The organism is Streptomyces sp. NBC_01591 (assembly GCF_035918155.1).
Taxonomy (GTDB): domain Bacteria; phylum Actinomycetota; class Actinomycetes; order Streptomycetales; family Streptomycetaceae; genus Streptomyces.
The window spans coordinates 4,141,042-4,163,615 of sequence record NZ_CP109327.1 but is presented as its reverse complement, the minus strand read 5'-3'; the positions used below and the strand labels follow the sequence as shown (position 1 = coordinate 4,163,615).

At 71.4% G+C, this 22,574-nt stretch carries 19 protein-coding genes; 18 read left to right on the top strand and 1 reads right to left on the bottom strand.

Annotated features, from left to right (window positions below; all coding sequences use genetic code 11):
- Positions 1-90 precede the first annotated feature (90 nt).
- The 3 genes from clpB to OG978_RS19245 all read left to right on the top strand — a co-directional run bounded on the left by clpB (position 91) and on the right by OG978_RS19245 (position 4,969).
- On the top strand, positions 91-2,691 hold the full coding sequence (gene clpB, locus OG978_RS19255) for an ATP-dependent chaperone ClpB (protein WP_326766423.1): 2,601 nt from the start codon (positions 91-93) through the stop codon (positions 2,689-2,691).
- 379 nt (positions 2,692-3,070) lie between these two features.
- Positions 3,071-4,363 carry an MFS transporter gene (locus OG978_RS19250; protein WP_326766422.1) on the top strand — a complete coding sequence of 431 codons (1,293 nt, stop codon included), beginning with the start codon at positions 3,071-3,073 and terminating at the stop codon, positions 4,361-4,363.
- A 45-nt stretch (positions 4,364-4,408) separates the two neighbouring features.
- The gene (locus tag OG978_RS19245) at positions 4,409-4,969 is read left to right on the top strand and encodes a YbjN domain-containing protein (RefSeq protein WP_326766421.1); all 561 of its coding nucleotides are present in this window, start codon (positions 4,409-4,411) and stop codon (positions 4,967-4,969) included.
- A 71-nt stretch (positions 4,970-5,040) separates the two neighbouring features.
- On the opposite strand, the gene OG978_RS19240 is transcribed toward OG978_RS19245, so the two are convergent.
- On the bottom strand, positions 5,041-6,210 hold the full coding sequence (locus tag OG978_RS19240; protein WP_326766420.1) for a pyridoxal phosphate-dependent aminotransferase: 1,170 nt from the start codon (positions 6,208-6,210) through the stop codon (positions 5,041-5,043).
- A gap of 737 nt (positions 6,211-6,947) precedes the next feature.
- Between OG978_RS19240 and OG978_RS19235 the strand changes: the two genes are divergently transcribed.
- The 15 genes from OG978_RS19235 to OG978_RS19165 all read left to right on the top strand — a co-directional run bounded on the left by OG978_RS19235 (position 6,948) and on the right by OG978_RS19165 (position 22,570).
- Positions 6,948-7,469, top strand: a complete 522-nt coding sequence (locus tag OG978_RS19235; RefSeq protein WP_326766419.1) for a DUF2617 family protein — start codon at positions 6,948-6,950, stop codon at positions 7,467-7,469.
- Between the two features lie 94 nt (positions 7,470-7,563).
- The gene (locus OG978_RS19230; protein ID WP_326766418.1) at positions 7,564-9,162 is read left to right on the top strand and encodes a polyamine aminopropyltransferase; all 1,599 of its coding nucleotides are present in this window, start codon (positions 7,564-7,566) and stop codon (positions 9,160-9,162) included.
- Between the two features lie 135 nt (positions 9,163-9,297).
- Positions 9,298-10,374, top strand: a complete 1,077-nt coding sequence (locus tag OG978_RS19225; protein WP_326766417.1) for a hypothetical protein — start codon at positions 9,298-9,300, stop codon at positions 10,372-10,374.
- A gap of 25 nt (positions 10,375-10,399) precedes the next feature.
- Positions 10,400-11,200 (top strand): aldose epimerase family protein, encoded by an 801-nt coding sequence (locus tag OG978_RS19220; RefSeq protein WP_326766416.1) that lies wholly within the window; start codon positions 10,400-10,402, stop codon positions 11,198-11,200.
- A gap of 41 nt (positions 11,201-11,241) precedes the next feature.
- On the top strand, positions 11,242-11,781 hold the full coding sequence (gene pyrE / locus OG978_RS19215; protein ID WP_266731675.1) for an orotate phosphoribosyltransferase: 540 nt from the start codon (positions 11,242-11,244) through the stop codon (positions 11,779-11,781).
- Positions 11,782-11,994: 213 nt separating this feature from the next.
- Entirely contained in the window at positions 11,995-13,026 is a 1,032-nt protein-coding gene (gene fbaA / locus OG978_RS19210; protein WP_326766415.1) for a class II fructose-bisphosphate aldolase, read from the top strand.
- Positions 13,027-13,153: 127 nt separating this feature from the next.
- Positions 13,154-14,329, top strand: a complete 1,176-nt coding sequence (locus OG978_RS19205; RefSeq protein ID WP_326766414.1) for a MalY/PatB family protein — start codon at positions 13,154-13,156, stop codon at positions 14,327-14,329.
- An 11-nt stretch (positions 14,330-14,340) separates the two neighbouring features.
- Positions 14,341-15,144 (top strand): ankyrin repeat domain-containing protein, encoded by an 804-nt coding sequence (locus tag OG978_RS19200; RefSeq protein WP_326766413.1) that lies wholly within the window; start codon positions 14,341-14,343, stop codon positions 15,142-15,144.
- A gap of 63 nt (positions 15,145-15,207) precedes the next feature.
- Entirely contained in the window at positions 15,208-16,734 is a 1,527-nt protein-coding gene (locus OG978_RS19195; RefSeq protein ID WP_326766412.1) for an MFS transporter, read from the top strand.
- 103 nt (positions 16,735-16,837) lie between these two features.
- Positions 16,838-17,251: a DUF3151 domain-containing protein gene (locus OG978_RS19190; protein WP_326766411.1), complete on the top strand. Its 414-nt coding sequence runs from the start codon at positions 16,838-16,840 to the stop codon at positions 17,249-17,251.
- Positions 17,252-17,402: 151 nt separating this feature from the next.
- A complete protein-coding gene (locus OG978_RS19185; protein WP_326766410.1) occupies positions 17,403-18,251 on the top strand; it encodes a tryptophan 2,3-dioxygenase family protein in 849 nt (282 codons plus the stop codon).
- Positions 18,252-18,264: 13 nt separating this feature from the next.
- On the top strand, positions 18,265-19,476 hold the full coding sequence (kynU, locus tag OG978_RS19180; protein ID WP_442817840.1) for a kynureninase: 1,212 nt from the start codon (positions 18,265-18,267) through the stop codon (positions 19,474-19,476).
- A 118-nt stretch (positions 19,477-19,594) separates the two neighbouring features.
- On the top strand, positions 19,595-20,470 hold the full coding sequence (locus OG978_RS19175; RefSeq protein WP_326766409.1) for an alpha/beta hydrolase family protein: 876 nt from the start codon (positions 19,595-19,597) through the stop codon (positions 20,468-20,470).
- 142 nt (positions 20,471-20,612) lie between these two features.
- Positions 20,613-21,887 (top strand): sensor histidine kinase, encoded by a 1,275-nt coding sequence (locus OG978_RS19170; RefSeq protein ID WP_326770084.1) that lies wholly within the window; start codon positions 20,613-20,615, stop codon positions 21,885-21,887.
- Positions 21,884-22,570 carry a response regulator transcription factor gene (locus tag OG978_RS19165; RefSeq protein ID WP_326766408.1) on the top strand — a complete coding sequence of 229 codons (687 nt, stop codon included), beginning with the start codon at positions 21,884-21,886 and terminating at the stop codon, positions 22,568-22,570. The genes OG978_RS19170 and OG978_RS19165 overlap by 4 nt, the downstream gene beginning before the upstream one ends.
- Positions 22,571-22,574 lie beyond the last annotated feature (4 nt).

Below are 22,574 nucleotides of genomic sequence, written 5' to 3'. Positions count from 1 at the left end.
CATAGTTGAGTGGAATAGACTCAACTTTGTACACGTTGACCTAGTCAGTGTTATGGACGGGCCAGTCACCGCAAGGAGGAGAAAGCGCACGTGGACGCCGAGCTGACCAACAAGAGCCGGGACGCCATCAACGCGGCCACCAGCAGGGCCGTGAAGGACGGGCACCCCGATCTGACCCCCGGGCATCTGCTGCTCGCGCTGCTCGCGGGCGAGGACAACGAGAACATCATCGATCTGCTCGCCGCCGTCGAGGCCGACCAGATCGCCGTACGCACCGAGACCGAGCGGCTCCTGGGCGCCCAGCCCAGCGTCACCGGGTCCACCGTCGCCCCGCCGCAGCCCAACCGCGAGCTGCTCGCCGTCATCGCCGATGCCGCGCAGCGCGCGAAGGAGCTCGGCGACGACTACATCTCCACCGAGCACCTGCTGATCGGCATCGCGGCCGAGGGCGGCCGCGCCGGTGAGATCCTCAGTGGGCAGGGGGCCAGTGCGAAGAGGCTGCTGGACGCATTCGAGAAGAGCAGGGGAGGGCGCCGGGTGACCACACCCGACCCGGAGGGCCAGTACAAGGCGCTGGAGAAGTTCGGTACGGACTTCACCGCGGCCGCACGCGAGGGCAAGCTCGACCCGGTCATCGGGCGCGACCAGGAGATCCGTCGCGTCGTCCAGGTGCTGTCCCGCCGCACCAAGAACAACCCCGTGCTCATCGGCGAGCCCGGCGTCGGCAAGACGGCCGTCGTCGAGGGGCTCGCCCAGCGCATCGTCAAGGGCGACGTCCCCGAGTCCCTGAAGAACAAGCGGCTCGTCTCGCTCGACCTCGGCGCGATGGTCGCGGGTGCCAAGTACCGCGGCGAGTTCGAGGAGCGGCTGAAGACCGTCCTCTCCGAGATCAAGGAGAGCGACGGGCAGATCGTCACCTTCATCGACGAGCTGCACACCGTCGTCGGCGCGGGCGCCGGCGGCGACTCCGCCATGGACGCCGGCAACATGCTCAAGCCGATGCTGGCCCGCGGCGAGCTCCGCATGGTCGGCGCGACCACGCTCGACGAGTACCGGGAGCGGATCGAGAAGGACCCCGCCCTGGAGCGCCGCTTCCAGCAGGTGCTGGTGGCCGAGCCGAGTGTCGAGGACACCATCGCGATCCTGCGCGGGCTCAAGGGCCGCTACGAGGCCCACCACAAGGTCTCCATCGCGGACTCCGCGCTGGTGGCCGCAGCGACCCTGTCCGACCGCTACATCACCTCCCGCTTCCTCCCCGACAAGGCGATCGACCTGGTCGACGAGGCGGCGTCCCGGCTGCGCATGGAGATCGACTCCTCGCCGGTCGAGATCGACGAGCTCCAGCGCGCCGTCGACCGCCTCCACATGGAGGAGCTGGCCCTCAAGAACGAGACCGACCCCGGCTCCCGGCAGCGCCTGGAGAAGCTCCGCCGCGACCTCGCCGACAAGGAGGAGGAGCTGCGCGGCCTCAACGCCCGCTGGGAGAAGGAGAAGCAGGGCCTCAACCGCGTCGGTGAGCTGAAGGAGCGCCTCGACGAACTGCACGGCCAGGCCGAACGCGCCCAGCGCGACGGCGACTTCGACACCGCGTCCAAGCTTCTGTACGGGGTGATCCCGGGCCTGGAACGGGAGTTGGCCGAGGCGTCCGAGGCCGAGCAGGAGGCCGCGAAGGACACCATGGTCAAGGAGGAGGTCGGCCCGGACGACATCGCCGACGTCGTCGGCTCCTGGACCGGTATCCCCGCCGGACGCCTGCTGGAGGGCGAGACCCAGAAGCTGCTGCGCATGGAGGACGAGCTCGGCAAGCGCCTCATCGGGCAGGGCGAGGCCGTGCGGGCGGTGTCGGACGCGGTACGCCGTACCCGCGCCGGAATCGCCGACCCCGACCGGCCCACCGGCTCGTTCCTCTTCCTCGGCCCGACCGGTGTCGGCAAGACGGAGCTCGCGAAGGCACTCGCCGACTTCCTGTTCGACGACGAGCGGGCCATGGTCCGCATCGACATGAGCGAGTACAGCGAGAAGCACAACGTGGCGCGGCTCGTCGGCGCCCCGCCCGGATACGTCGGCTACGAGGAGGGCGGCCAGCTCACCGAGGCGGTCCGCCGCCGCCCGTACAGCGTCGTGCTGCTGGACGAGGTCGAGAAGGCCCACCCCGAGGTCTTCGACATCCTGCTCCAGGTCCTCGACGACGGCCGGCTCACCGACGGACAGGGGCGGACGGTGGACTTCCGTAACACCATCCTGATCCTGACCTCCAACCTCGGCAGTCAGTTCCTTGTCGACCCCCTGGCCAAGCCCGAGGAGAAGAAGGAGCGGGTCCTGGAGGTCGTCCGGGCCTCGTTCAAGCCGGAATTCCTCAACCGGCTCGACGACCTGGTGGTCTTCTCCGCGCTGTCCGGCGAGGAGCTGTCGCACATCGCGCGGCTCCAGATCGACCGGCTCGCCAAGCGCCTGGCCGACCGCCGGCTCACCCTCGACGTCACGCCCGAGGCCCTGGCCTGGCTGGCCGAGGAGGGCAACGACCCGGCCTACGGGGCACGGCCGTTGCGCCGCCTCATCCAGACGGCGATCGGCGACCGGCTGGCGAAGGAGATCCTCTCGGGCGAGGTGACGGACGGGGACACCGTCCGGGTGGACCGGGTCGGGGACGACCTGCTCGTCGGCCCGGCGACCTCGGACAGGACCTCGTAGACGGCACATGGCCTGTTCGATGCCGCGTCCCCGGCCGGAGGACCATGTGTCCCGGCCGGGGACATGCCGTCCGCGCCGCCGCACAAGGGGCGTTGGATTGCGGTGATTTCGTGAGAAGAGGGAAAAAGTCACCGCCGTCGGTGATCCATTGTTCAACATCGATATCGCGCCAAACGCCTCGCTCCGCACCGATGGGTGGCATCTCCTGCCCCGGCTCCGCCCCGGGCTGCATCACCCGCCTCTGACAAGGGACTTCTACGCGGTTGCGGGCAGGGTCCGCCCGGCGGTGCGCGAATAATCAGGACACCTCGGGGCGTCCGTCGTCGCCTGCTCGCAAGTAGGGTTAGGGGCCGAATTCAGCAGTAGGTAGCGTGCCCGCATGAACGAGCGGACGGGCGATGAGATAAATCCGGGGCCCAAAAAGCCCAGATCTGACAATCTCTTTCACCTTGGCGAATTCCGTACCCTCTGGGCTGCTTACGCCCAGTCGATCCTGGGTGACCAGCTGGCCCGCGTGGCCCTGTCGTTGCTCGTGTTCGAACGCACCGACTCGCCAGGATGGACCGCGGCGACGTATGCGCTGACCACCCTGCCCGCGCTGCTGTCCGGGGTGCTCCTGTCCGGCCTGGCGGACCGTTTCCCCCGGCGTACGGTCATGGTCAGCTGCGACCTGGTGCGGATGGTGCTGGTCGGGCTGATGGCCCTGCCCGGGATGCCCTTGCCGCTGCTCGCCGGGCTGCTGGTGCTGGCGCAGCTGGCCGAGGCGCCCTTCGGCGCCGCCCAGGGCGCGCTGCTGCCCACCGTGCTCGGCGCGCAGCGCTACGAACGCGGCCAGCGGATCATGCAGATCACCCACCAGGTCGGACAGCTGGTCGGCTTCGCCGGCGGAGGTCTGCTGGCCGCGTGGCTGGGCAGCAACCTTTCGCTGGGCGTGAACGCGTTGACCTTCCTTCTCTCGGCGATGCTGGTCAGGTTCGGCGTGAAGGCCCGTCCCGCGGCGAGTGCCGACGCCCGCAAGACGCGGCTCGGCGCGCAGGTCGGGGGTGCGGCCGCGCTGATCTGGTCGGACCGCAGGCTCCGGTCGCTCCTCGCGCTGGGGTGGCTCGCGGGGTTCGTCGTCCTGCCGGAAGGGCTGGCCGCCCCGTTCGCGGACGAGGCCGGCGGTGGCGCCTACTCGGTGGGACTCCTGCTCGCCTCGCATCCGGCGGGCATGGTGCTGGGAGCGGCCCTGCTGGGTCGGGCCAAGGTCGGCGACGAGTCGCGGCGCCGCCTGCTCGGGCCGTTGGCGATCGGTGCGAATCTGCCGCTGGTCGCCTACTGGCTCGACCCCGGCGTGGGCGCGGCCATGTTCCTGCTGCTGGTGGCCGGGGTGTGCTCCGCGTACCAGATCACCGCCGGGGCCACCTTCGTGCTCCTGACACCGGTCGACCGGCGCGGCCAGGCGCTGGGGCTCGCCAGGTCGGGGGTGACCGCCATGCAGGGGATCGGCGTCGCCCTGGGGGGTGTGGCGACGGAGCTGTCCGGCTCGTCGGCGAACACCATCGGAGCGTCCGGACTCCTCGGGGTGCTGTGCGCGATTCTTGCCGCCGCCGCTTGGTCACGGGCGCGGGGAACCCGAGGCGCAGATGATTCCCCGGAGGGCGTAGACCCCCTGGCGGCGAAACGCGGCTAGGGTCGTCGGCAGGAAACCACGAGCGATCCACAGGAGTACCCAGCGATGTCTATCGATCCGTCCTCGATTCCGAATTTCGGGGGCCAGCCCGAACCGCAGGCGGCAGGACCCGAGGGCCCCGTTGTCCCTGACCAGGACCTCGTCAAGCAGCTCCTCGAGCAGATGGAGCTGAAGTACGTCGTCGACGACGAGGGCGACCTCGCGGCGCCGTGGGAGGAATTCCGCACGTACTTCATGTTCCGGGGCGAGGACGAGCAGCAGGTCTTCTCGGTCCGTACGTTCTACGACCGCGCGCACGCCGCGGACCAGCGCCCGGTCCTGCTCGACGCGATCGACGACTGGAACCGCCGCACCCTGTGGCCCAAGGTCTACACGCACACCCACGAGCCGGAGGAAGGCTCCGAGGACACCGAGGTCTCGGTCCGTCTGATCGGTGAGGCGCAGATGCTCATCGGTACGGGCGTCAGCCTGGAGCACTTCGTCTCGTCGACGGTCAGCTGGGTGCGCGCCTCGATCGAGTTCGACAAGTGGCTCCAGGAGCGCCTGGGCCTGGCCCCGGCCGAGGAGAAGACGGACGACGGGGACCCGGTCCCTCCGGGCGCCTGAGTCCCGTACAACAGTGACAGCCCGCCCCGGGGCGGCGGTCCTCGCGACCGCTGCCCCGGGGCGCGTCGGTTTCAGGGCGCCAGGCGTCGCAGGCGGCCGACCGCCTCGTCAAGGACGTCGTCGCGCTTGCAGAAGGTGAAGCGGACCTGGCTGCGGCCGGCGTCGAGGTCGTCGTAGAAGACGGAGTTGGGGATGGCGACGACGCCGCAGCGTTCGGGGAGCGTGCGGCAGAAGGCGTAGGCGTCCTTCTCGCCGAACGGGGTGATGTCGGTGGTGATGAAGTACGTGCCCTGGGGCCGGTGGACCTCGAACCCGGCCGCGCGCAGGCCGTCGCCGAGCAGGTCGCGCTTGCGGCGCAGGTCGGCGCGGAAGCCGTCGAAGTACGAGTCCGGCAGCCGGAGAGCCTCGGCGATCGCGTACTGGAAAGGGCCCGCGCTGACGAAGGTCAGGTACTGCTTGGCCGTCCGGACGGCGGCGATGAGCGGGGCGTCCGCCATGACCCAGCCGACTTTCCAACCGGTGTACGAAAATGTCTTGCCGGCCGACGAGATCGAGACCGTGCGGTCGTGCATGCCGGGCAGTGAGATCAGCGGGATGTGTTCGCCCTCGAAGACCAGGTGTTCGTAGACCTCGTCGGTGATCACGAGGAGGTCGTGCTCCACCGCCAGTTCGGCGATCGTGGTCAGTTCCTCGCGGGTGAGGACCATGCCCGTCGGGTTGTGCGGACTGTTCAGCAGCAGCAGCCGGGTGCGGGGCGTGATCGCGTCCCGGAGGGCGTCGAGGTCGGGGCGGAAATCCGGGGCGCGGAGGGTCAGCGGGACGCGGACGCCGCCCGCCATGGCGATGCAGGCGGCGTACGAGTCGTAGTACGGCTCCAGGGCGATGACCTCGTCGCCGGGCTCCAGCAGCGCCAGCAGGGACGCGGCGATCGCCTCGGTGGCGCCGGCGGTGACCAGGATCTCGGTGTCGGGGTCGTGGGCGATGCCGTAGCGCCGCTGCTGGTGCTCGGCGATCGCGGTGCGCAGCTCGGGGACGCCGGGGCCCGGCGGGTACTGGTTGCCGTGCCCGTCGCGCAGCGCCCGGACCGCGGCCTCCCGGATTTCTTCGGGGCCGTCGGTGTCGGGGAAGCCCTGGCCGAGGTTGATGGAGCCGGTCCGTACGGCAAGCGCCGACATCTCCGCGAAGATCGTCGTGCCGAACCCGGCGAGGCGGCGGTTGAGCAGCGGTCGTCCCTGTGTCATGGCTGTCATCCTGCGCGGAAGCTCTGGAGTTGCTCAAGTCTGCTTTGGCCGTTCGGGGGTCGGGGCATCCCCTACACACACGCAGGAAGCGCGTGGAAGCGGGGGACCTCGCTTCGGGGGACGGAAGGGCGTGAGGTCGGTGAAGGTTTTCGTCGGAGTGTTGATCGCGGTCGGTTTGATCGTGCTGTTCGTCTCGATGCTGGTGCGAGGCGGGAACAGGGCGAAGGCGGGCAGGCGTGGCGGGCGGCGGGGGGCCGCCGGCGGCAGCGCCGCGGGGGGCAGTTGGTGGGCGGGGGGTGACGGCGGCGGTGGTTCGTCCTGCGGAAGCGGCAGTGGGCACTCCGGAGGCCATTCGTGCGGCGGTGGTCACTCCTCGTGCGGTGGTGGTTCGTCGTGCGGCGGCGGCGGCGGCGGCGGGGGCGGATGCGGCGGAGGAAGCTGACCCGGACTATTGATTCCGAAGGTGTCCGGCGGGTGAACTCCCGCCGGGCACCTTTTTGTTGGGGCTTTTCGCGAGTTGCCCGTGAACAGATGATCCGAGAGGCCCCCGAGGGGATGGAAACCGCGGCAAGTTGGGTAAAACCGCTGTGGATGCGACCTATTCGTGGTTCCCTCGGTTGAGAGAACATTCAGCCCTCGGACCCCAGTTGGACCTGATCGGGCGCTACCCCTCCTACGTACATCACGTCGGGGGCGTCCCCTGTCCATGCGTCCATGCTTGCTTGCGGAGCCGACCCATGCTCACGACCCTCCAGACGGCTTATTCCGATACCCGCGCTGCCGACCTGGCCTGGGCGCTGGGGCGCGAACCGCTCCCCGCCCTGGCCGTGCTCGATCTCGATCTCGCCGGTGCCAGGCTGCAGATGCGCCTGCTCGGCGCCTCCCACCAGGTGCTTCTCGAAGAGGACCGCGGCACCTGTTCCGAAACCGTCGCCTGCATCCCCGGCAGCAGCACACCGCTTCCGCTCGGTGTCTCCAAGCGGCTCGGGGAATGGGAGTACGAATTCGCGGCGCGCGTCGAGACGCTCTCGGAAGGCTCGTTCGCGGGGCGCGCGCAGGAGCTCCTCGCGCTGGTGACCGACCATCCCCACGGTCTCGCCGGGACGTTCCCCGGCAGCCCGCACGCCTTCACCGCCATGTTCGCCCAGCGGGCCGAGGGGCAGGTGCGGTGGCGCACCTGGCATGCGTACCCGCAGGAGGGGCAGTTGGTGGTGACGCGCACCCGAGTGGGAGTGCGGATGCCGGTGGCGGCGCTCTGAGAGTCCCTGAGAAGTCCCAACTCCGTTGTAAGCACGCCACTTACACCCTTGTGGGTGACAGGCTGCCATGTGATCGTGACGTAGCGTTCGCATCATGATCGATCAGCAGGTGTCGCTGCGAGGGGGCGCGACGTGTCTTCCCGTGGGGCCGAGGACCGGTCGATGTCTCGTGCTGGCCGCGGTCTTCGTCTGTGCCGCCTGCGGTCTGGTGTACGAGCTCGAACTGGTGGCGCTCGCCTCCTATCTGATCGGTGATTCCGTCACCCAGGCATCGGTCGTGCTCTCCGTGATGGTCTTCGCGATGGGCGTCGGCTCACTTCTCGCGAAACGTTTGTGCAGCCATGCCGCAGTGGGTTTCGGGCTGATCGAGGCGGCTCTCGCGCTCGTCGGCGGCACCTCGGCGCTCGTGCTGTACGCGTCGTTCGCCTGGATCGGGGAGTCGCGGTACGCCCTGGTCGGGTTCTCGCTCACGATCGGCATCCTGATCGGTGCGGAGATCCCGCTGCTGATGACCCTGATCCAGCGCGTCGACCGGCAGGACGCGGGCGGCGCCGTCGCGGATCTCTTCGCCGCCGACTACGTGGGCGCGCTGGTCGGCGGGCTCGCGTTCCCGTTTCTGCTGCTGCCGATGCTCGGGCAGCTCACCGGCGCGCTGTTCACCGGCGCGATCAACGCCGCGGCGGGCGGGGCGCTGGTGCTGTGGGTGTTCCGGCGGGATCTCACCTCGCGCTCCCGCCGGCTGCTGATCCTGCTCAACGTGGCGGTGATCGCCGTGCTGGCCGTCGCCACCGTGCTGGTCGACGACTTCGAGCGGGCGGCGCGGCGTGCGGTGTACGGGGACGGGGTGCGGGTCGCGGTGCAGACCGAGGTCCAGGAGGTGGTGCTGACGGGCTCGGGCCGCAGCTCCCTGGATCTGTATCTGGACGGGCGGCTGCGGGTCAGCGCGCGCGACGAGTACCGCTACCACGAGGCGCTGGTGCACCCGGCGATGAACGGGCCGCACGCCAGCGTCCTGATCCTGGGCGGCGGCGACGGCCTCGCCGCCCGGGAGGTGCTGCGCTACACGGATGTACGCGACGTCACCGTGGTCGAGCTCGACCAGGGCGTCACCCGGTTGGCCCGTACCGACCGGGCGCTCTCGGAGCTGAACGGCCACGCGTACCGCGACCCCCGGCTCACGGCCGTCACCGCGGACGCCTTCAACTGGCTGCGGACGGCGCACGGCGGCTATGACGTGGTGATCTCGGATCTGCCCGACCCGGAGATCTCCACCAGCACGAAGCTCTACTCGGCGGAGTTCTACGGCCTGGTCGCCGAGGCGATCGCGCCCGGCGGCCGGCTGGTGGTGCACGGGGGCCCGCCGGTGTCCCGGCCGCGTACGTTCTGGACGGTCGAGGCGTCGATGAGAGCGGCGGGCCTGCGTACCCGCCCGTACCGGATCAGCGGCCGGCTCTCCGATTCCGCGGCCGGCCCCGACCGGGCCACGCACCGGGCGCACTCCGCGCACGGCTGGGGCTTCGTCCTCGCCGGTCCGGGAGAGCGGCCGGAGCTCGGCCTCGCCCTGAAGACCCCGGCGCTGCGGTCGATGACGGAGCCCGAGCTGGTGAACGCGGGACGGAAGATGGAGAGCGTACGGCTGCCGGGGCTGCCGCCGTCGACACTGGTGCATCCGCGGTACTGGGAGGAACGGTGAGCCGGGTGCCGGGTGCCGGGTGCCGGGTGCCGGGTGCCGGGTGCCGGGTGCCGGGTGCCGTGATCCGTGTGGCCGGTGGCTTCGCGAGGCGGAACCGCTGACGCGACGGGCCGGGGCTGAGTAGGCTCGGTTTCCATGGAGCATGAGGTGTTCGTTCCGGTTCCGGTCCCGTCCCTCCGGCGGACGCTGGGTGATCACACCCGCGTCGCGCGATGCGTGCCGGGGCTGCAGCAGGACGCCGACGCGTCTGTGGGCCCGCTGTCCGGCCGGCTCAAGATCCGGGTCGACGGTCACACGATCACTTACCGCGGCACGCTGCGGCTCACCGATGCGCCGCAGGACGGCCCGGAGGGTTCGCCCCGGGGCGGGATCCTGGTGACGGGCGAGGGCACCGAGGCCCGGGGCAGCGGCTCGGCGAAGCTGACCCTGACGATCGGCCTGACCGAGCGGGACGGCGGTACGGCGATCGGCTTCACGGGTACGGCGAGCGGTGACGGCCGGCTCCTGGAGCTGGACGCGGCGGCAGCGCTCGCGGCGGCCCACCGGCTGCTGGACCGCTTTGCCCAGCAGCTGGTGACGGAGACGCTCGCGGCCGGTGAGGAGCCCGGCGAAGAGACCGGTGAGGAGCTCGGCGGTGCGCCGGGCGAGGTGCTCGACGAGGCCGAGCGGTCCGTCGGGGAAGCCGTGGAGCAGGCCATCGAGGAGGCGGCCGAGGAGGCCGACACGACCGGCGCGGCCACCGCCGACGACGTGGCCCCACCCACCCATGACGCCGCAGGGGACGAGGCACCCTCCGCAGGGGAGCCCGGGGAGCCCGGGGAGCCCGGGGAGCCCGGGGAGCCCGAGGCGCCAGGGAAGCCCGTGGAGCCCGAGGCGCCTGGAGAGCCCGGGGAGTCCGGGGAGCCCGGAAACCCACCGGGCACCGGCTCCGTCTTCGACGCGCCCGTGCCCCCGCCGTCGCTCGATCCGGTCTCCGAGGTGGAGTTCACCGCCCCCGAGGGCCCCCCGGCGGAGGCCGCGCACGCCAGGCGGACCATGATCGGCCGCAGCGCCGAGGAGGTCGACCACGCGCCGCCGCGCGGCCGGTACGCGCCCGTCCCGTCACCCGATTCGACCACCGCGGGCGCCACGCTCCGCTGGGTCGCCCCGGCCGCCGCGCTCGCGCTGGCGTCTGCAGTGGTGGTGACCCGGGCGCTGAGGCGGCGGCGGTAGCGCCCGCGCCAGTAATGTCGGTCGGGTGAGTAGCAGCGAGAAGGACGTCCGGCTGTCCGTCGGCGACACAGAGTTGACCGTGAATCCCGCCAATGGCTGTCGCATCGACAGTCTGCGGATCGGCGGCACCGAGATGCTGCGGCAGGGGGAGCGGTACGGCTGCTTCCCGATGGTGCCGTGGTGCGGGCGCACCGGGAACGGGCTGTTCCGCAACGGTGACGTCCCGCACCGGTTGCCGCTGAACTCCCCGCCGCACGCCATCCATGGCACCGGCAGGGACACCGCCTGGAGCACCGCCCGGCTGGGCGAGCGGGAGGCGGCGTTCTACTACGACCTCGCCGACCCCTGGCCGTACCCGGGCCGGGTGACCCAGACCTTCGAGCTGGCCGAGGATTCGCTCACGCTCGCCTTCGGCATCGAGACGTACGGGGATTCGTTCCCGGCGCAGGCCGGCTGGCACCCCTGGTTCCTGCGCAACCTCGGCGGCGGTGGCATGGACGTACAGCTGACCTTCGACGCGGCCTGGCAGGAGGAGCGGGGCGGGAACCATCTGCCGACCGGCCGCCGCATCCCGCCCCTGGACGGTCCCTGGGACGACTGCTTCGGGATGCCGGACGGGGTCGAGGTGACGCTCACCTGGCCGGAGCAGCTGGAGCTGACCGTGAAGAGCCGGGCCGAGTGGGTCGTGATCTACGACGAGCAGGACGAGGCGGTCTGTGTGGAGCCGCAGTCCGGCCCGCCGAACGGGCTGAACACCGCGCCCCGGTACGTCACCCCGATCGATCCGCTGGAGATCGCGACGACGTGGAGCTGGCGCAGGCTCTGACCCCGGCGGTGGTCCGCCGGGCAGGCCCTAAGCTCGTAGCCATGAGTGACGTACGTGCTGAGCTGCTCCAGCAGATCAAGGACAAGGCCGTGGTACACGGCAAAGTGACCCTCTCCTCGGGTCTTGAGGCCGACTGGTACATCGACCTGCGCCGCATCACGCTGGACGGCAAGGCCGCTCCGATGGTCGGTCAGGTCATGCTCGACGCCACCGCCGAGCTGGACTACGACTGCGTGGGCGGGCTGACGCTGGGCGCCGACCCGGTCGCCACCTCGATGCTGCACGCCTCCGCCGCGCGCGGGCAGGAACTGGACGCGTTCGTCGTCCGCAAGGCGCAGAAGGCGCACGGGATGCAGCGCCGCATCGAGGGCACGGACGTGAAGGGCCGCCGCTGTCTGGTGGTCGAGGACACCTCGACCACCGGTGGTTCGCCGCTGACGGCCGTCGAGGCGGTCCGCGAGGCCGGTGGCGAGGTCGTGGCCGTGGCCGTGATCGTGGAGCGGGGTGCGGCTCCGGCCATCGCCGAGGCGGGTCTCCCGTATGTCCACGTCTACTCGGTGGCCGACCTCGACCTGGCCTGACGTCTGGCTTGACCTGCGGTTTCTTCCGGGGGTGGGTGGTTTCACGTGAAACCACCCACCCCTTCCGCATGTCCGCGCTCCGCGCACCGGAGCGCTCGGGCGATGGGCCGGGTGGAGCCGGAGCGAGAGTCTGGGAAGATGGGGGCGACGATGACGTCGCCCCCAGGTCAGGGAACCAGCAACGCACACCCGCATATCCCAAGGAGCGGTCAGATGCCCATCGCAACCCCCGAGGTCTACGCCGAGATGCTCGACCGGGCGAAGGCAGGCAAGTTCGCCTACCCGGCCATCAATGTGACGTCGACCCAGACCCTGCACGCTGCACTGCGCGGCTTCGCGGAGGCGGAGAGCGACGGCATCGTCCAGATCTCCACCGGTGGGGCGGAATTCCTGGGCGGCCAGTACAACAAGGACATGGTCACCGGCGCCGTCGCCCTGGCCGAGTTCGCGCACATCGTCGCCGCCAAGTACGACATCACGGTCGCGCTGCACACCGACCACTGCCCCAAGGACAAGCTGGACGGTTACGTACGTCCGCTGCTCGACATCTCCGCCGAGCGCGTCGCCAGGGGCGAGAACCCGCTGTTCCAGAGCCACATGTGGGACGGTTCGGCCGAGACGCTGGCCGACAACCTGGCCATCGGCCAGGAGCTGCTGGCCAAGGCCGCCGCCGCCAAGATCATCCTTGAGGTCGAGATCACCCCGACCGGTGGCGAGGAGGACGGCGTCACGCACGAGATCAACGACGAGCTGTACACCACCGTCGACGACGCGCTGCGTACCGCCGAGGCGCTCGGCCTGGGCGAGAAGGGCCGCTACCTGCTGGCCGCCTCCTTCGGCAACGTCCACGGTGTCTACAAGCCGGGCAACGTCGTGCTCCGTCCCGAGCTGCTGAAGGACCTCCAGGAGGGCGTCGGCGCCAAGTACGGCAAGGCCGCTGGTAGCCAGCCCTTCGATTTTGTCTTCCACGGCGGTTCCGGCTCCACCGAGCAGGAGATCGCCACCGCGCTGGAGAACGGCGTCGTGAAGATGAACCTCGACACCGACACCCAGTACGCCTTCACCCGCCCGATCGTGGACCACATGTTCCGCAACTACGACGGTGTGCTGAAGGTCGACGGCGAGGTCGGCAACAAGAAGGTCTACGACCCGCGCAGCTGGGGCAAGTCCGCCGAGGCGGGCATGGCCAAGCGCGTCACGGAGGCCTGCGCCAACCTGCGCTCCACCGGCACCAAGCTGAAGTAGCAGCCGGTACGAAGTGTGGCCGTGGGCCCGGTACCCCGTGGGGTGCCGGGCCCACAGCATGTCCGAGAAGGTCTGTCCCAGAAGGCATGTCCGAGAAGGTTTTCCGAGCGAGGGGTGAGGGATCACTGTGAGTTCCAGCGCGCGCTATGACTTCGACACCGTCGTCGACCGCCGGGGCACCTGGTGCGTCCAGTGGGACGGGGTGGCGGACCGGTTCGGGGTGGACGGGCTGCTGCCGTTCACCATCTCCGACATGGACTTCGAGACCGCCCCGGAGGTGCTGAGCGCGCTGCGCTCCCGGCTCGACCACGGGGTGTTCGGCTACACCGACTGGCAGCAGGACGACTTCCGCTCGGCGATAGCCCACTGGTACGCGACCCGGTACGGCACGGAGGTGGACACCGGGCAGCTGGTGTACGGGCCCTCCGTGCTCAGCCAGCTCTCGCAGCTGTTGCAGATGTGGACGTCCCAGGGTGAGGGCGTGGTCGTCCACACCCCCACGTACGACGGTTTCCGCAAGGCGATCACCGGGCTCGGGCGGGAGCTGCGGGGCGTGCCGGTGGGGGACCTGGCCGCGCTGGAACGCGAACTCGCCCGCCCCGACAGCAAGGTCCTGGTCCTGTGCTCGCCGCACAATCCGACGGGCCGGGTGTGGACGGAGGCCGAGCTGGCCGAGATGGCGTCGCTCGCCGCGCGGCACGGGGTCGCGGTGATCAGCGACGAGATACACGCGGACTTCGTGCATGAGGGGCATGCGCATGTGCCGTGGACGCGGGTCGGGGGCGACGGGCGCTGGGCGCTGATCACCTCCGCGTCGAAGGCGTTCAACTTTCCGGCGCTGACCGGTTCGTACGGGCTGATCGGCGATCCGGCCGACCGGACGGAGTTCCTGCGCCGGATGGAGACGGCCGAGGGGCTCGCCTCCCCGGCGGTGCTGTCGCTGACCGCGCACATCGCCGCGTACCGGGAGTCGGAGGCGTGGCTGGACTCGCTCCGTGAGTACGTCGCCGGGAATCTGGCCCTGGTCGCGCAGCGGCTGGACGAGGCGTTCCCGGAACTGGGGTGGCAGCCGCCGCAGGCCGGCTATCTGGCGTGGATCGATCTGCGGCCCGCGGGTGTCGACGGCGACGAGGCGTTGCAGCGGGTGCTGGTCGAGCAGGAGAAGGTCGCGGTGATGCCGGGCGGGGTGTACGGCGCGGAGGGCTTCGTGCGGCTGAACGTGGGGTGCCCGCGCGCCAAGGCGGAGGCCGGGGTGGACGCGCTGATCCGGGGCGTGCGGGCCGTGACGGCGCGGGCGTCGTAGGCATGCCGCCGATGGATGTGTTCGAAGCCGCGCGCAACGGCGATCTCGCGGCCGTACGGGCCGCCCTGGACGCCGGATTCGATGTCGCCGCCGTCGACGAGCACGGGTGGAGCCTCCTGCACCAGGCCGCGACGGGGGCGGAGGCGGACCCGGCCCGCGCGGCCGCCGTCCTCGCCGCGCTGCTGGACGCCGGAGCGCCCGTCGAGCATCCGGGCGGTGACGGGCGCACCGCCCTCTACCTCGCCGCCGAGTTCTCGCAGTCGCCCGAAGCGGTCGAGCTGCTGATCGCCCGCGGGGCGGATCCCGACGTCACCGACGGCCACGGCAACAATGTCACCGTCAACGCCTGGGTTCCGGAGGTCGCCGCGCTCCTGGCGGCCGCCGCCGGAGTCGAGCCGCCGGTACCGGACGAGGCGGAATCCGCGCCCGAGCGGAAGCTGTCGCGGGCAGAGTGGCGCGCGGCGAAGAAGCGCATCGGGGAGGTGCTGGACGGGCTGGACGCGGCGGGGTTCGTCGCGCTCGCCGAGGCCGGCACCACCCAGTCCGACGGCTTCGACGACTGCTCCGAGGCCGCCGAGGAGCGGGACCGGGGCCCGGACGGACTCGTGGGGTTCTGCTTCTACACGCGCCAGGACGCCGAACACGCCCGGGAAACGGGACACCTCCTCCTGGCGTTCTGGGGCGCACCGGACGGCAGCCCCCGGAAGATGGAACACGCCGGTGAACTCGTCGTGCGGGCGTTCCGCGGAGCCGGCTTCCACGTGCACTGGAACGGCTCGGGCGACAGCCGCCCGTCCGTCGACCTGACCGGCTGATCCGGTGCCGGGAGGGCCGCCGCCCCGATGGCCCTCCCGGTACGGAGCGGGGATGCTGCTCGTATGCCTGACGCAGCCGAGACGGGAAGCATCCGCGTCGCCTCCGCCACCGGACGCTGGGTCGTCCTCACCACCGTCCTCGGCTCCAGCATGGCCATGCTGGACTCCACCGTCATCAACGTCGCCCTGCCCCGTATCGGCAAGGACCTCGGCACCGACCTGGCCGCCCTCCAGTGGACCGTCAACGCCTACATGCTGACCCTCGCCGGGCTGATCCTCCTCGGGGGCGCCCTGGGCGACCGGTACGGGCGGCGGCGGGTCTTCGTCGTCGGGGTCGTCTGGTTCGCCGCCGCGTCCGTGCTGTGCGGCGTGGCGCCGAACGCCGCCGTCCTGATCGCCGCCCGCGCCCTCCAGGGCATCGGCGGGGCGCTCCTCACGCCCGGTTCGCTGGCTTTGATCCAGGCGAGCTTCCACCCCGACGACCGGGCCCGCGCGGTCGGGCTGTGGTCGGGGCTGGGTGGGGTCGGGGCCGCCGTCGGGCCGTTCGTCGGCGGATGGCTCGTCGACGGGCCGGGCTGGCGGTGGGTGTTCCTGCTCAATGTGCCGCTCGCCGCGGTCTGTGTGCCGGTGGCGCTGCGCCACGTACCGGAGTCGCGCGACCCGCACCCGCACGGGCGCTTCGACGTGCTGGGTGCCGTGCTCGGGGCGCTCGCCCTCGCCCTGGTGACCTATGCGCTGATCGAGGCGCCGGGGCAGGGGGCGTCCGGGGTGGTGATCGGGGCGGCCGTCGGCGGGGTCCTGCTCGGGGCGGTCTTCGTCCAGGTGGAGCGCACCCGGGCGGAACCGATGCTGCCGCCCTCGGTCTTCGCGTCCCGGCAGTTCACCGCCGTCAACATCATCACCCTGTGCGTGTACGCGGCGCTCGGCGGCTACTTCTTCCTCTCCGCGATCCAGCTCCAGGTGGTGGCCGGGTACTCGGCGCTCGGCGCGGGCACGGCCCTGCTGCCGACGACCGTCCTGATGCTGCTCTTCTCGGCCGCCTCGGGCGAACTGGGGCAGCGCATCGGGCCCCGTATCCCACTCACCGCCGGCCCGCTGGTCGCCGCCGCGGGAATGCTGCTGATGCTGCGGGTCGGGCCCGGATCGAACTCCGTCTCCGGCTACCTCACCGATGTGCTTCCCGCGGTCGCCGTCCTCGGCGTCGGCCTCGTCACCCTGGTGGCCCCGCTCACCGCGACCGTCCTGGCCTCCGTGGACACCGCACGGGCCGGCCTCGCCAGCGGGATCAACAACGCGGCCGCCCGCGCCGCGGGCCTGATCGCGGTGGCCGCGCTGCCGCTGCTCGCCGGAATGGGCCCGGAGGCCTACCGGAACGCCGACGAGTTCGCCGCGACCTTCCGCCGGGCCATGCCGATGTGTGCCGGGCTGCTCGTGCTGGGCGCGGCGATCGCCTGGGCGACCGTACGGAAACCCCTCGTCACGGCCGACGAGAAGGAGCAGGCGCGGCCCGAGTGCACGGTGCACTGCGGGGTCGTCGCACCGCCCCTGGAACCCGCGCACGAGGAGTCGGAGCACCCGGGCGCGACCTGACCGCCCGCCCGGCGCCCGGGTAACCCCGGCACGCATGTGCCAGGCACACCCAGGCCCGGTGCCCGGGTACCCCGGCACGCATGTGCCAGGCACACTTGAACCCATGTCGATCCACGAGAACCTGCTCGGGGGCCCTCCCCCGACCCACCTGCCCGACGACCCGGAGCCGCGTGAGCTGCTCGCGAGCGGCACGGCCCCCGCCGATGTCGCCGCGAAGTACCCGACCTCCTCCCTGGCCTGGGCACAGCTCGCCGACGAGGCGTTCGACGGCGGCCGCGTCGTCGAGTCGTACGCCTACGCCCGCACCGGTTACCACCGCGGCCTCGACGCACTGCGCAGGGCCGGCTGGAAGGGCCACGGCCCCGTACCGTTCGAGCACGAGCCGAACCGCGGCTTCCTGCGCGCCCTCCACGCGCTGGCGCGGGCCGCCCAGGCGATCGGCGAGCAGGAGGAGTACGAGCGCTGCTCGACGTTCCTGCGCGACTCCTCGCCCACCGCCGCCGAGACGCTCGGCTAGAACCCCTCGTCGGACCCCGCGGACGCCGTACGTCCGCGGGGTCTGCGCGCTCCCGGAGGCGTCCGTCTAGGATGCGGACAGGGGACCGGAGCTCCATCACCTCACGGAAGGGGCGGACCGCTACCCGGAAGCTTGTGTCGAGGAGACAGCGATGTCGACGATCCACCCCGACCCCGAAGCCACCGGTGCGCAGACCCCGCACCTCGACTTCGCGGGAACGACTCCGTACGAGGACTACGTCCAGGCGGATGTCCTGACCCATCTCCAGCACCCTCGCTCCGATGATCCGGGCGAGATGGTCTTCCTGGTCACCACCCAGGTCATGGAGTTGTGGTTCACCGTCATAGTCCACGAGTGGGAGACGGCCGCGCACGCCCTGCGCGAGGACCGGCTGACCGTCGCACGCGACGCGCTCAAGCGGTCGGTGCGGGAGCTGGAGGCGCTCAACGCCTCCTGGACCCCGCTCGCCCAGCTCACCCCCGCCCAGTTCAACTCCTACCGCTCCGCGCTCGGCGAGGGCTCCGGTTTCCAGTCGGCGATGTACCGGCGGATGGAGTTCCTGCTCGGCGACAAGTCCGCGTCCATGCTCGTGCCGCACCGGGGCGCGCCCCGCGTCCACGCCGAGCTGGAGAAGGCGCTCGCCGAGCCGGGCCTGTACGATGAGACGCTCGCCCTGCTCGCCCGGCGCGGGTACGCCGTACCGCAGTCCGTGCTCGGCCGGGACCTGACGCAGAAGTACGAGCCGTCGCCCGAGGTCGAGGCGGTCTGGGCGGAGATCTACGCGGACCCCGAGCACCACGACGACCTGGTCCGGCTCGGCGAGGCGCTCACCGACGTCGGCGAGCTGGTGTGGCGCTGGCGCAACGACCACCTCGTCGCCACCCGGCGCGCGATGGGTTCGAAGACCGGGACCGGCGGTTCCGCCGGGGTCGCCTGGCTGGAGAAGCGGGCCACGAAGAACGTCTTCCCCGAGCTGTGGACGGCGCGCAGCCATGTCTGAGACCTCCGCTGCCATGCCCGAGAACTTCGCTGCCATGTCTGAGTCCTTCGCCGCGCGGGCCGCGGCACTCGACGCCGCCGACCCGCTCGCGGACCGGCGGAAGCTGTTCACCCTCGACGACACCGTCTACCTCGACGGCAACTCGCTCGGCGCACTGCCGGCGCACGTGCCCGCCCGGGTGCAGGAGGTCCTCACCCGCGAGTGGGGCGAGCTGCGCATCCGGTCCTGGGACGAGAGCGGCTGGTGGACCGCGCCGGAACGGATCGGTGACCGGATCGCCCCGCTCGTCGGCGCCGCCGCCGGACAGATCGTCGTCGGTGACTCCACCAGCGTGAACGTCTTCAAGGCCGTCGTCGCCGCGACCCGGCTGGCGCCGGAGGGGCGCGACGAGATCCTCGTCGACGCGACGACCTTCCCCACGGACGGGTACATCGCCACATCGGCGGCCCGGATGACCGGCCACCGGATCGTCCCGGTCGCCCCCGCCGAGGTGCCCGGCGCGCTGGGCCCCCGTACCGCCGCCGTTCTGCTCAACCATGTCGACTACCGCACCGGCAGGCTCCACGACCTGCCCGGACTCACCGCCGCCGTGCACGAGGCGGGCGCCATCGCCGTCTGGGACCTGTGCCACAGCGCGGGCGCCCTGCCCGTCGGCCTCGACGAGCACGGCGTGGACCTGGCGGTCGGCTGCACGTACAAGTACCTGAACGGCGGCCCCGGTTCGCCCGCCTACATCTACGTCGCCGAGCGCCACCAGGCGGCCTTCGACTCGCCCCTGCCGGGGTGGACGTCGCACGCCGACCCCTTCGGCATGACCCCTGAATACACCCCCGCCGACGGCGCGGTACGAGGCCGGGTCGGCACCCCCGACATCGTCTCCATGCTGACGCTCGAAGCATCGCTGGACGTGTGGGACGGGGTGTCCATCGACGAGGTACGGGCCAAGTCCCTGGCGCTGACGGACTTCTTCCTGATGTGCGTCGCCCAGTACGCGCCCGAGGGCCGGGTCCCCTCCATCACACCCCCGCGTGCGGAGCGCGGCAGCCAGGTCGCGCTGCGCTGCGAGGACGCGGAGCAGGTGATGAGCGAACTCATCACCCGGGGCGTCGTCGGGGACCTGCGCCGGCCGGACGTGCTGCGGTTCGGATTCACGCCGCTGTACGTCGGGTTCGCGGACGTGGAGCGGGCGGCGCGGGTGCTGGGTGAGGTGCTGGCCCAGCAGTAGGGGATGTCCGCGGACATCCCCGGAGCCGTGATCCTCGGCGGGGACGGGAACCTTCCGTACTGGTACCGTCCCCGCAGGTCAAGCCAGTTGGGCTCAGCTACAGGACGGTTGGAGCAGCATGTCGGATTCTGCCGCGCGCGATCGGGACGCCGCCGAGGCCGAGTCGGCCTTCTCGCATCCACCGGTCGCCCCCGACGCGTCCGCCGCCTACGGCAGCCACCCCGACCAGCTGATCGACTTCTATGCCCCGCGTGACGGGCGGGCCGGGGCGCCGGTCGTGGTCGTCCTGCACGGTGGGTCGTGGCGGGCGCCGTACGACCGGCAGCATGTGTCGCCGTTCGCGGACTTCCTGGCCCGGCGCGGGTTCGCCGTCGCCAGCGTCGAGTACCGGCGGGGCAGCGAGATCCCGCAGCAGCGGGGTTCCGGTCCGGTCGCGGGCCGTTGGCCGGAGACCTTCGACGATGTCGCCGCGGCGATGGACGCGCTGCCGGCGCTGCTGGCCCGGGAACTTCCGGAGGCCGATGCCCGGCGGATCGTCGTCACCGGGCACTCGGCCGGCGGGCAGCTGGCCCTGTGGGCCGCCGCCCGGCACGTACTGCCCGAGGGGTCGCCGTGGCGGCTGCCCGCGCCGCCGCAGCTGCGGGGTGTCGTCGCCCTCGCGCCGATCGCCGACTTCACCAGCTCCGTCGAGCTGGACGTGTGCTCGGGGGCGGTCGGCCAACTCCTCGGCGGCGAGGAGGACTTCGCGGAGCGGGCCGCGCACGCCGACCCGGCCGTGCTGCTGCCCACCGGCATCGCGACGACCGTGGTGCAGGGCACCACCGACTTCGATGTGCCGCAGGCGGTCGCGGAGGCGTTCGTCGACGCGGCGGCGAAGGCGGGCGAGACGGTGGGGCTGACCCTGCTGCCCGACGTCGGCCACTACCCGCTGATCGACCCGGCTGCGGACGCGTGCGCGGTGGTGGCGGAGGAGCTCGCACAGCTGGCCTGGTGAGCGGGGGGACAGCAGTACGGAGGAGTCCGTAGTACTTGTGACGGACGGCGCAGGATCCGTATCACTGCTGACGACCGGGCCCCGGCGCGCCCCCTACCGTGGCAGCGTGACCGAGACCAAGAGCAGAAGTCCGGAGTACCGGATGGCCGCAGGGGCGATAGGCGGCCTCCGGCAGGCCCTCTTCCACGATGCGTTCGCCTACCGTTCGATGCCGCGGCTGCGGATGGACGGGCCGGTGATCCGTCGGCTGCCGAAGCGGTTCCGGACGCGTGCCGTGTGGGCACCGCACGCGCTGGTGGTGGCGGCCGCGCTCATCGCCTTCCTGACGGGGATCGCGGTATCGGACTTCCCCCTCGCCGAGTTGCTCGCGGTGTTCCCGGCCGTCTGTGTCGTGATGACGCTGGTCAGGCCGGTCGGGGCGTTCTGGATGTCGTTGCTGCTGACCCCGGTGACCGCGGTGGTCGGGCACGGCGGGTGGCCGTGGGGGCCGAGCTCGTTCTTCGCGCACCTGGTCGTGCTGGTCGTCGTCGCGGCCAGGACCGGGCCGCGTGCCGCCGCCTGGATGTGGGGCCTCACCGTGCTGCTCGGCACGGTCATGGAGAACGCCGTCTGGCGGCCCGGGACCACCACCGTGGGCATGGCCCTGGCCTCCGCGTTCGCCCTGCTCGTGGTCGCCATGGTGCAGATCCGCCGCGACGCGGAGCGCGAGGTCACGGTGCAGCGCACCGTGACCGCCGTCGAGCGCGACCGGCGCACGCTGCTGGAGGAGCGCACCACCATCGCGCGTGAGCTGCACGACGTGGTCGCGCACCACATGTCGGTCGTCGCGATCCAGGCCGAGGCCGCCCCGTACCGGGTGGAGAATCCGCCGCCCGAGCTGGAGCAGGCCTTCGTCACGATCCGGGAGAACGCCGTCGCCGCCCTCACCGAGCTGCGCCGGGTCCTCGGTGTCGTACGGGCCGAGGACTACCAGGCGCCGGACGCCCCGCAGCCCACGCTCGCCCAGCTGGACGGGCTCCTCGCCAATGTGGGCGAGGCGGGCCTGGCGGCGGAGAAGACGGTCACCGGTGCGGTACGTGAACTGCCGCAGGGGGTCGAGCTGTCGGCGTATCGGATCATTCAGGAAGCCCTCAGCAACACGCTGCGGCACGCACCGGGCGCCGCCGCCAAGGTGGAGATCGGCTATGTGCTGGGCGGGCTCGGGCTGCGTATCGTCAACGGGCCGCCCACCGGTCCGGTGAAGCCTTCGCCGGGGGCCGGTCATGGGATCACGGGGATGCGGGAGCGGGTCGCGATGCTGAACGGCGACATGACGGCCGAGGCGACGGGCGAGGGCGGGTACGAGATCGCCGTGTTCATCCCCGTGCAGGCCGGTTCCGAGCCCCGGGAACAGCGGGAACAGGCGGACCAGGCATGAGTGCTCCCACCACCCCCACCGTCCCGTCCATCCGGGTGCTGATCGTGGACGACCAGATGATGGTCCGCGAGGGCTTCTCGGTGCTGCTCAACGCCATGCCGGGGATCGAGGTCGTCGGCGAGGCCGTCGACGGCCGGCAGGCCATCGCACAGGTCGCGGCCCTGCGCCCCGACGTGGTCCTGATGGACATCCGGATGCCGGAACTCAACGGCATCGAGGCCACCCGCGAGATCGTCGCCGCCGACGCGGACGCCAAGGTGCTGGTGCTGACCACCTTCGACCTCGACGAGTACGTGTACCAGGCGCTGCGCGCCGGGGCGTCCGGCTTCCTCCTCAAGGACGCCTCCGCGCGCCAGCTCGCCGACGGGGTACGGGTGGTGGCCGCGGGCGAGGCGCTGCTCGCCCCGACCGTCACCAAGCGGCTGATCAACGAGTTCTCGAAGATCGCGGAGAGCCCGCGCCCGCCCGCCCTCGCCCGGGTCGGCGACCTCACCGAGCGCGAGACGGAGGTGCTCGTCCTCATCGCGCAGGGCCGGTCCAACTCCGAGATCGCCTCGCATCTGGTGGTCGCCGAGTCCACCATCAAGACGCATGTGAGCCGCATCCTGGTGAAGCTGGGGCTGCGCGACCGCACCCAGGCGGCCGTCTTCGCGTACGAGGCCCGGCTGGTCACACCGTCCTGAGGGC

Coding starts and splice junctions, on each gene's coding strand:
- OG978_RS19250 (WP_326766422.1), top strand. CDS start 3,071: ATGAACGAGCGGACGGGCGATGAGATAAATCCGGGGCCCAAAAAGCCC.
- OG978_RS19245 (WP_326766421.1), top strand. CDS start 4,409: ATGTCTATCGATCCGTCCTCGATTCCGAATTTCGGGGGCCAGCCCGAA.
- OG978_RS19240 (WP_326766420.1), bottom strand. CDS start 6,210: ATGACACAGGGACGACCGCTGCTCAACCGCCGCCTCGCCGGGTTCGGC.
- OG978_RS19235 (WP_326766419.1), top strand. CDS start 6,948: ATGCTCACGACCCTCCAGACGGCTTATTCCGATACCCGCGCTGCCGAC.
- OG978_RS19230 (WP_326766418.1), top strand. CDS start 7,564: ATGATCGATCAGCAGGTGTCGCTGCGAGGGGGCGCGACGTGTCTTCCC.
- OG978_RS19225 (WP_326766417.1), top strand. CDS start 9,298: ATGGAGCATGAGGTGTTCGTTCCGGTTCCGGTCCCGTCCCTCCGGCGG.
- pyrE (WP_266731675.1), top strand. CDS start 11,242: ATGAGTGACGTACGTGCTGAGCTGCTCCAGCAGATCAAGGACAAGGCC.
- fbaA (WP_326766415.1), top strand. CDS start 11,995: ATGCCCATCGCAACCCCCGAGGTCTACGCCGAGATGCTCGACCGGGCG.
- OG978_RS19200 (WP_326766413.1), top strand. CDS start 14,341: ATGGATGTGTTCGAAGCCGCGCGCAACGGCGATCTCGCGGCCGTACGG.
- OG978_RS19195 (WP_326766412.1), top strand. CDS start 15,208: ATGCCTGACGCAGCCGAGACGGGAAGCATCCGCGTCGCCTCCGCCACC.
- OG978_RS19190 (WP_326766411.1), top strand. CDS start 16,838: ATGTCGATCCACGAGAACCTGCTCGGGGGCCCTCCCCCGACCCACCTG.
- OG978_RS19185 (WP_326766410.1), top strand. CDS start 17,403: ATGTCGACGATCCACCCCGACCCCGAAGCCACCGGTGCGCAGACCCCG.
- kynU (WP_442817840.1), top strand. CDS start 18,265: ATGCCCGAGAACTTCGCTGCCATGTCTGAGTCCTTCGCCGCGCGGGCC.
- OG978_RS19175 (WP_326766409.1), top strand. CDS start 19,595: ATGTCGGATTCTGCCGCGCGCGATCGGGACGCCGCCGAGGCCGAGTCG.
- OG978_RS19170 (WP_326770084.1), top strand. CDS start 20,613: ATGGCCGCAGGGGCGATAGGCGGCCTCCGGCAGGCCCTCTTCCACGAT.
- OG978_RS19165 (WP_326766408.1), top strand. CDS start 21,884: ATGAGTGCTCCCACCACCCCCACCGTCCCGTCCATCCGGGTGCTGATC.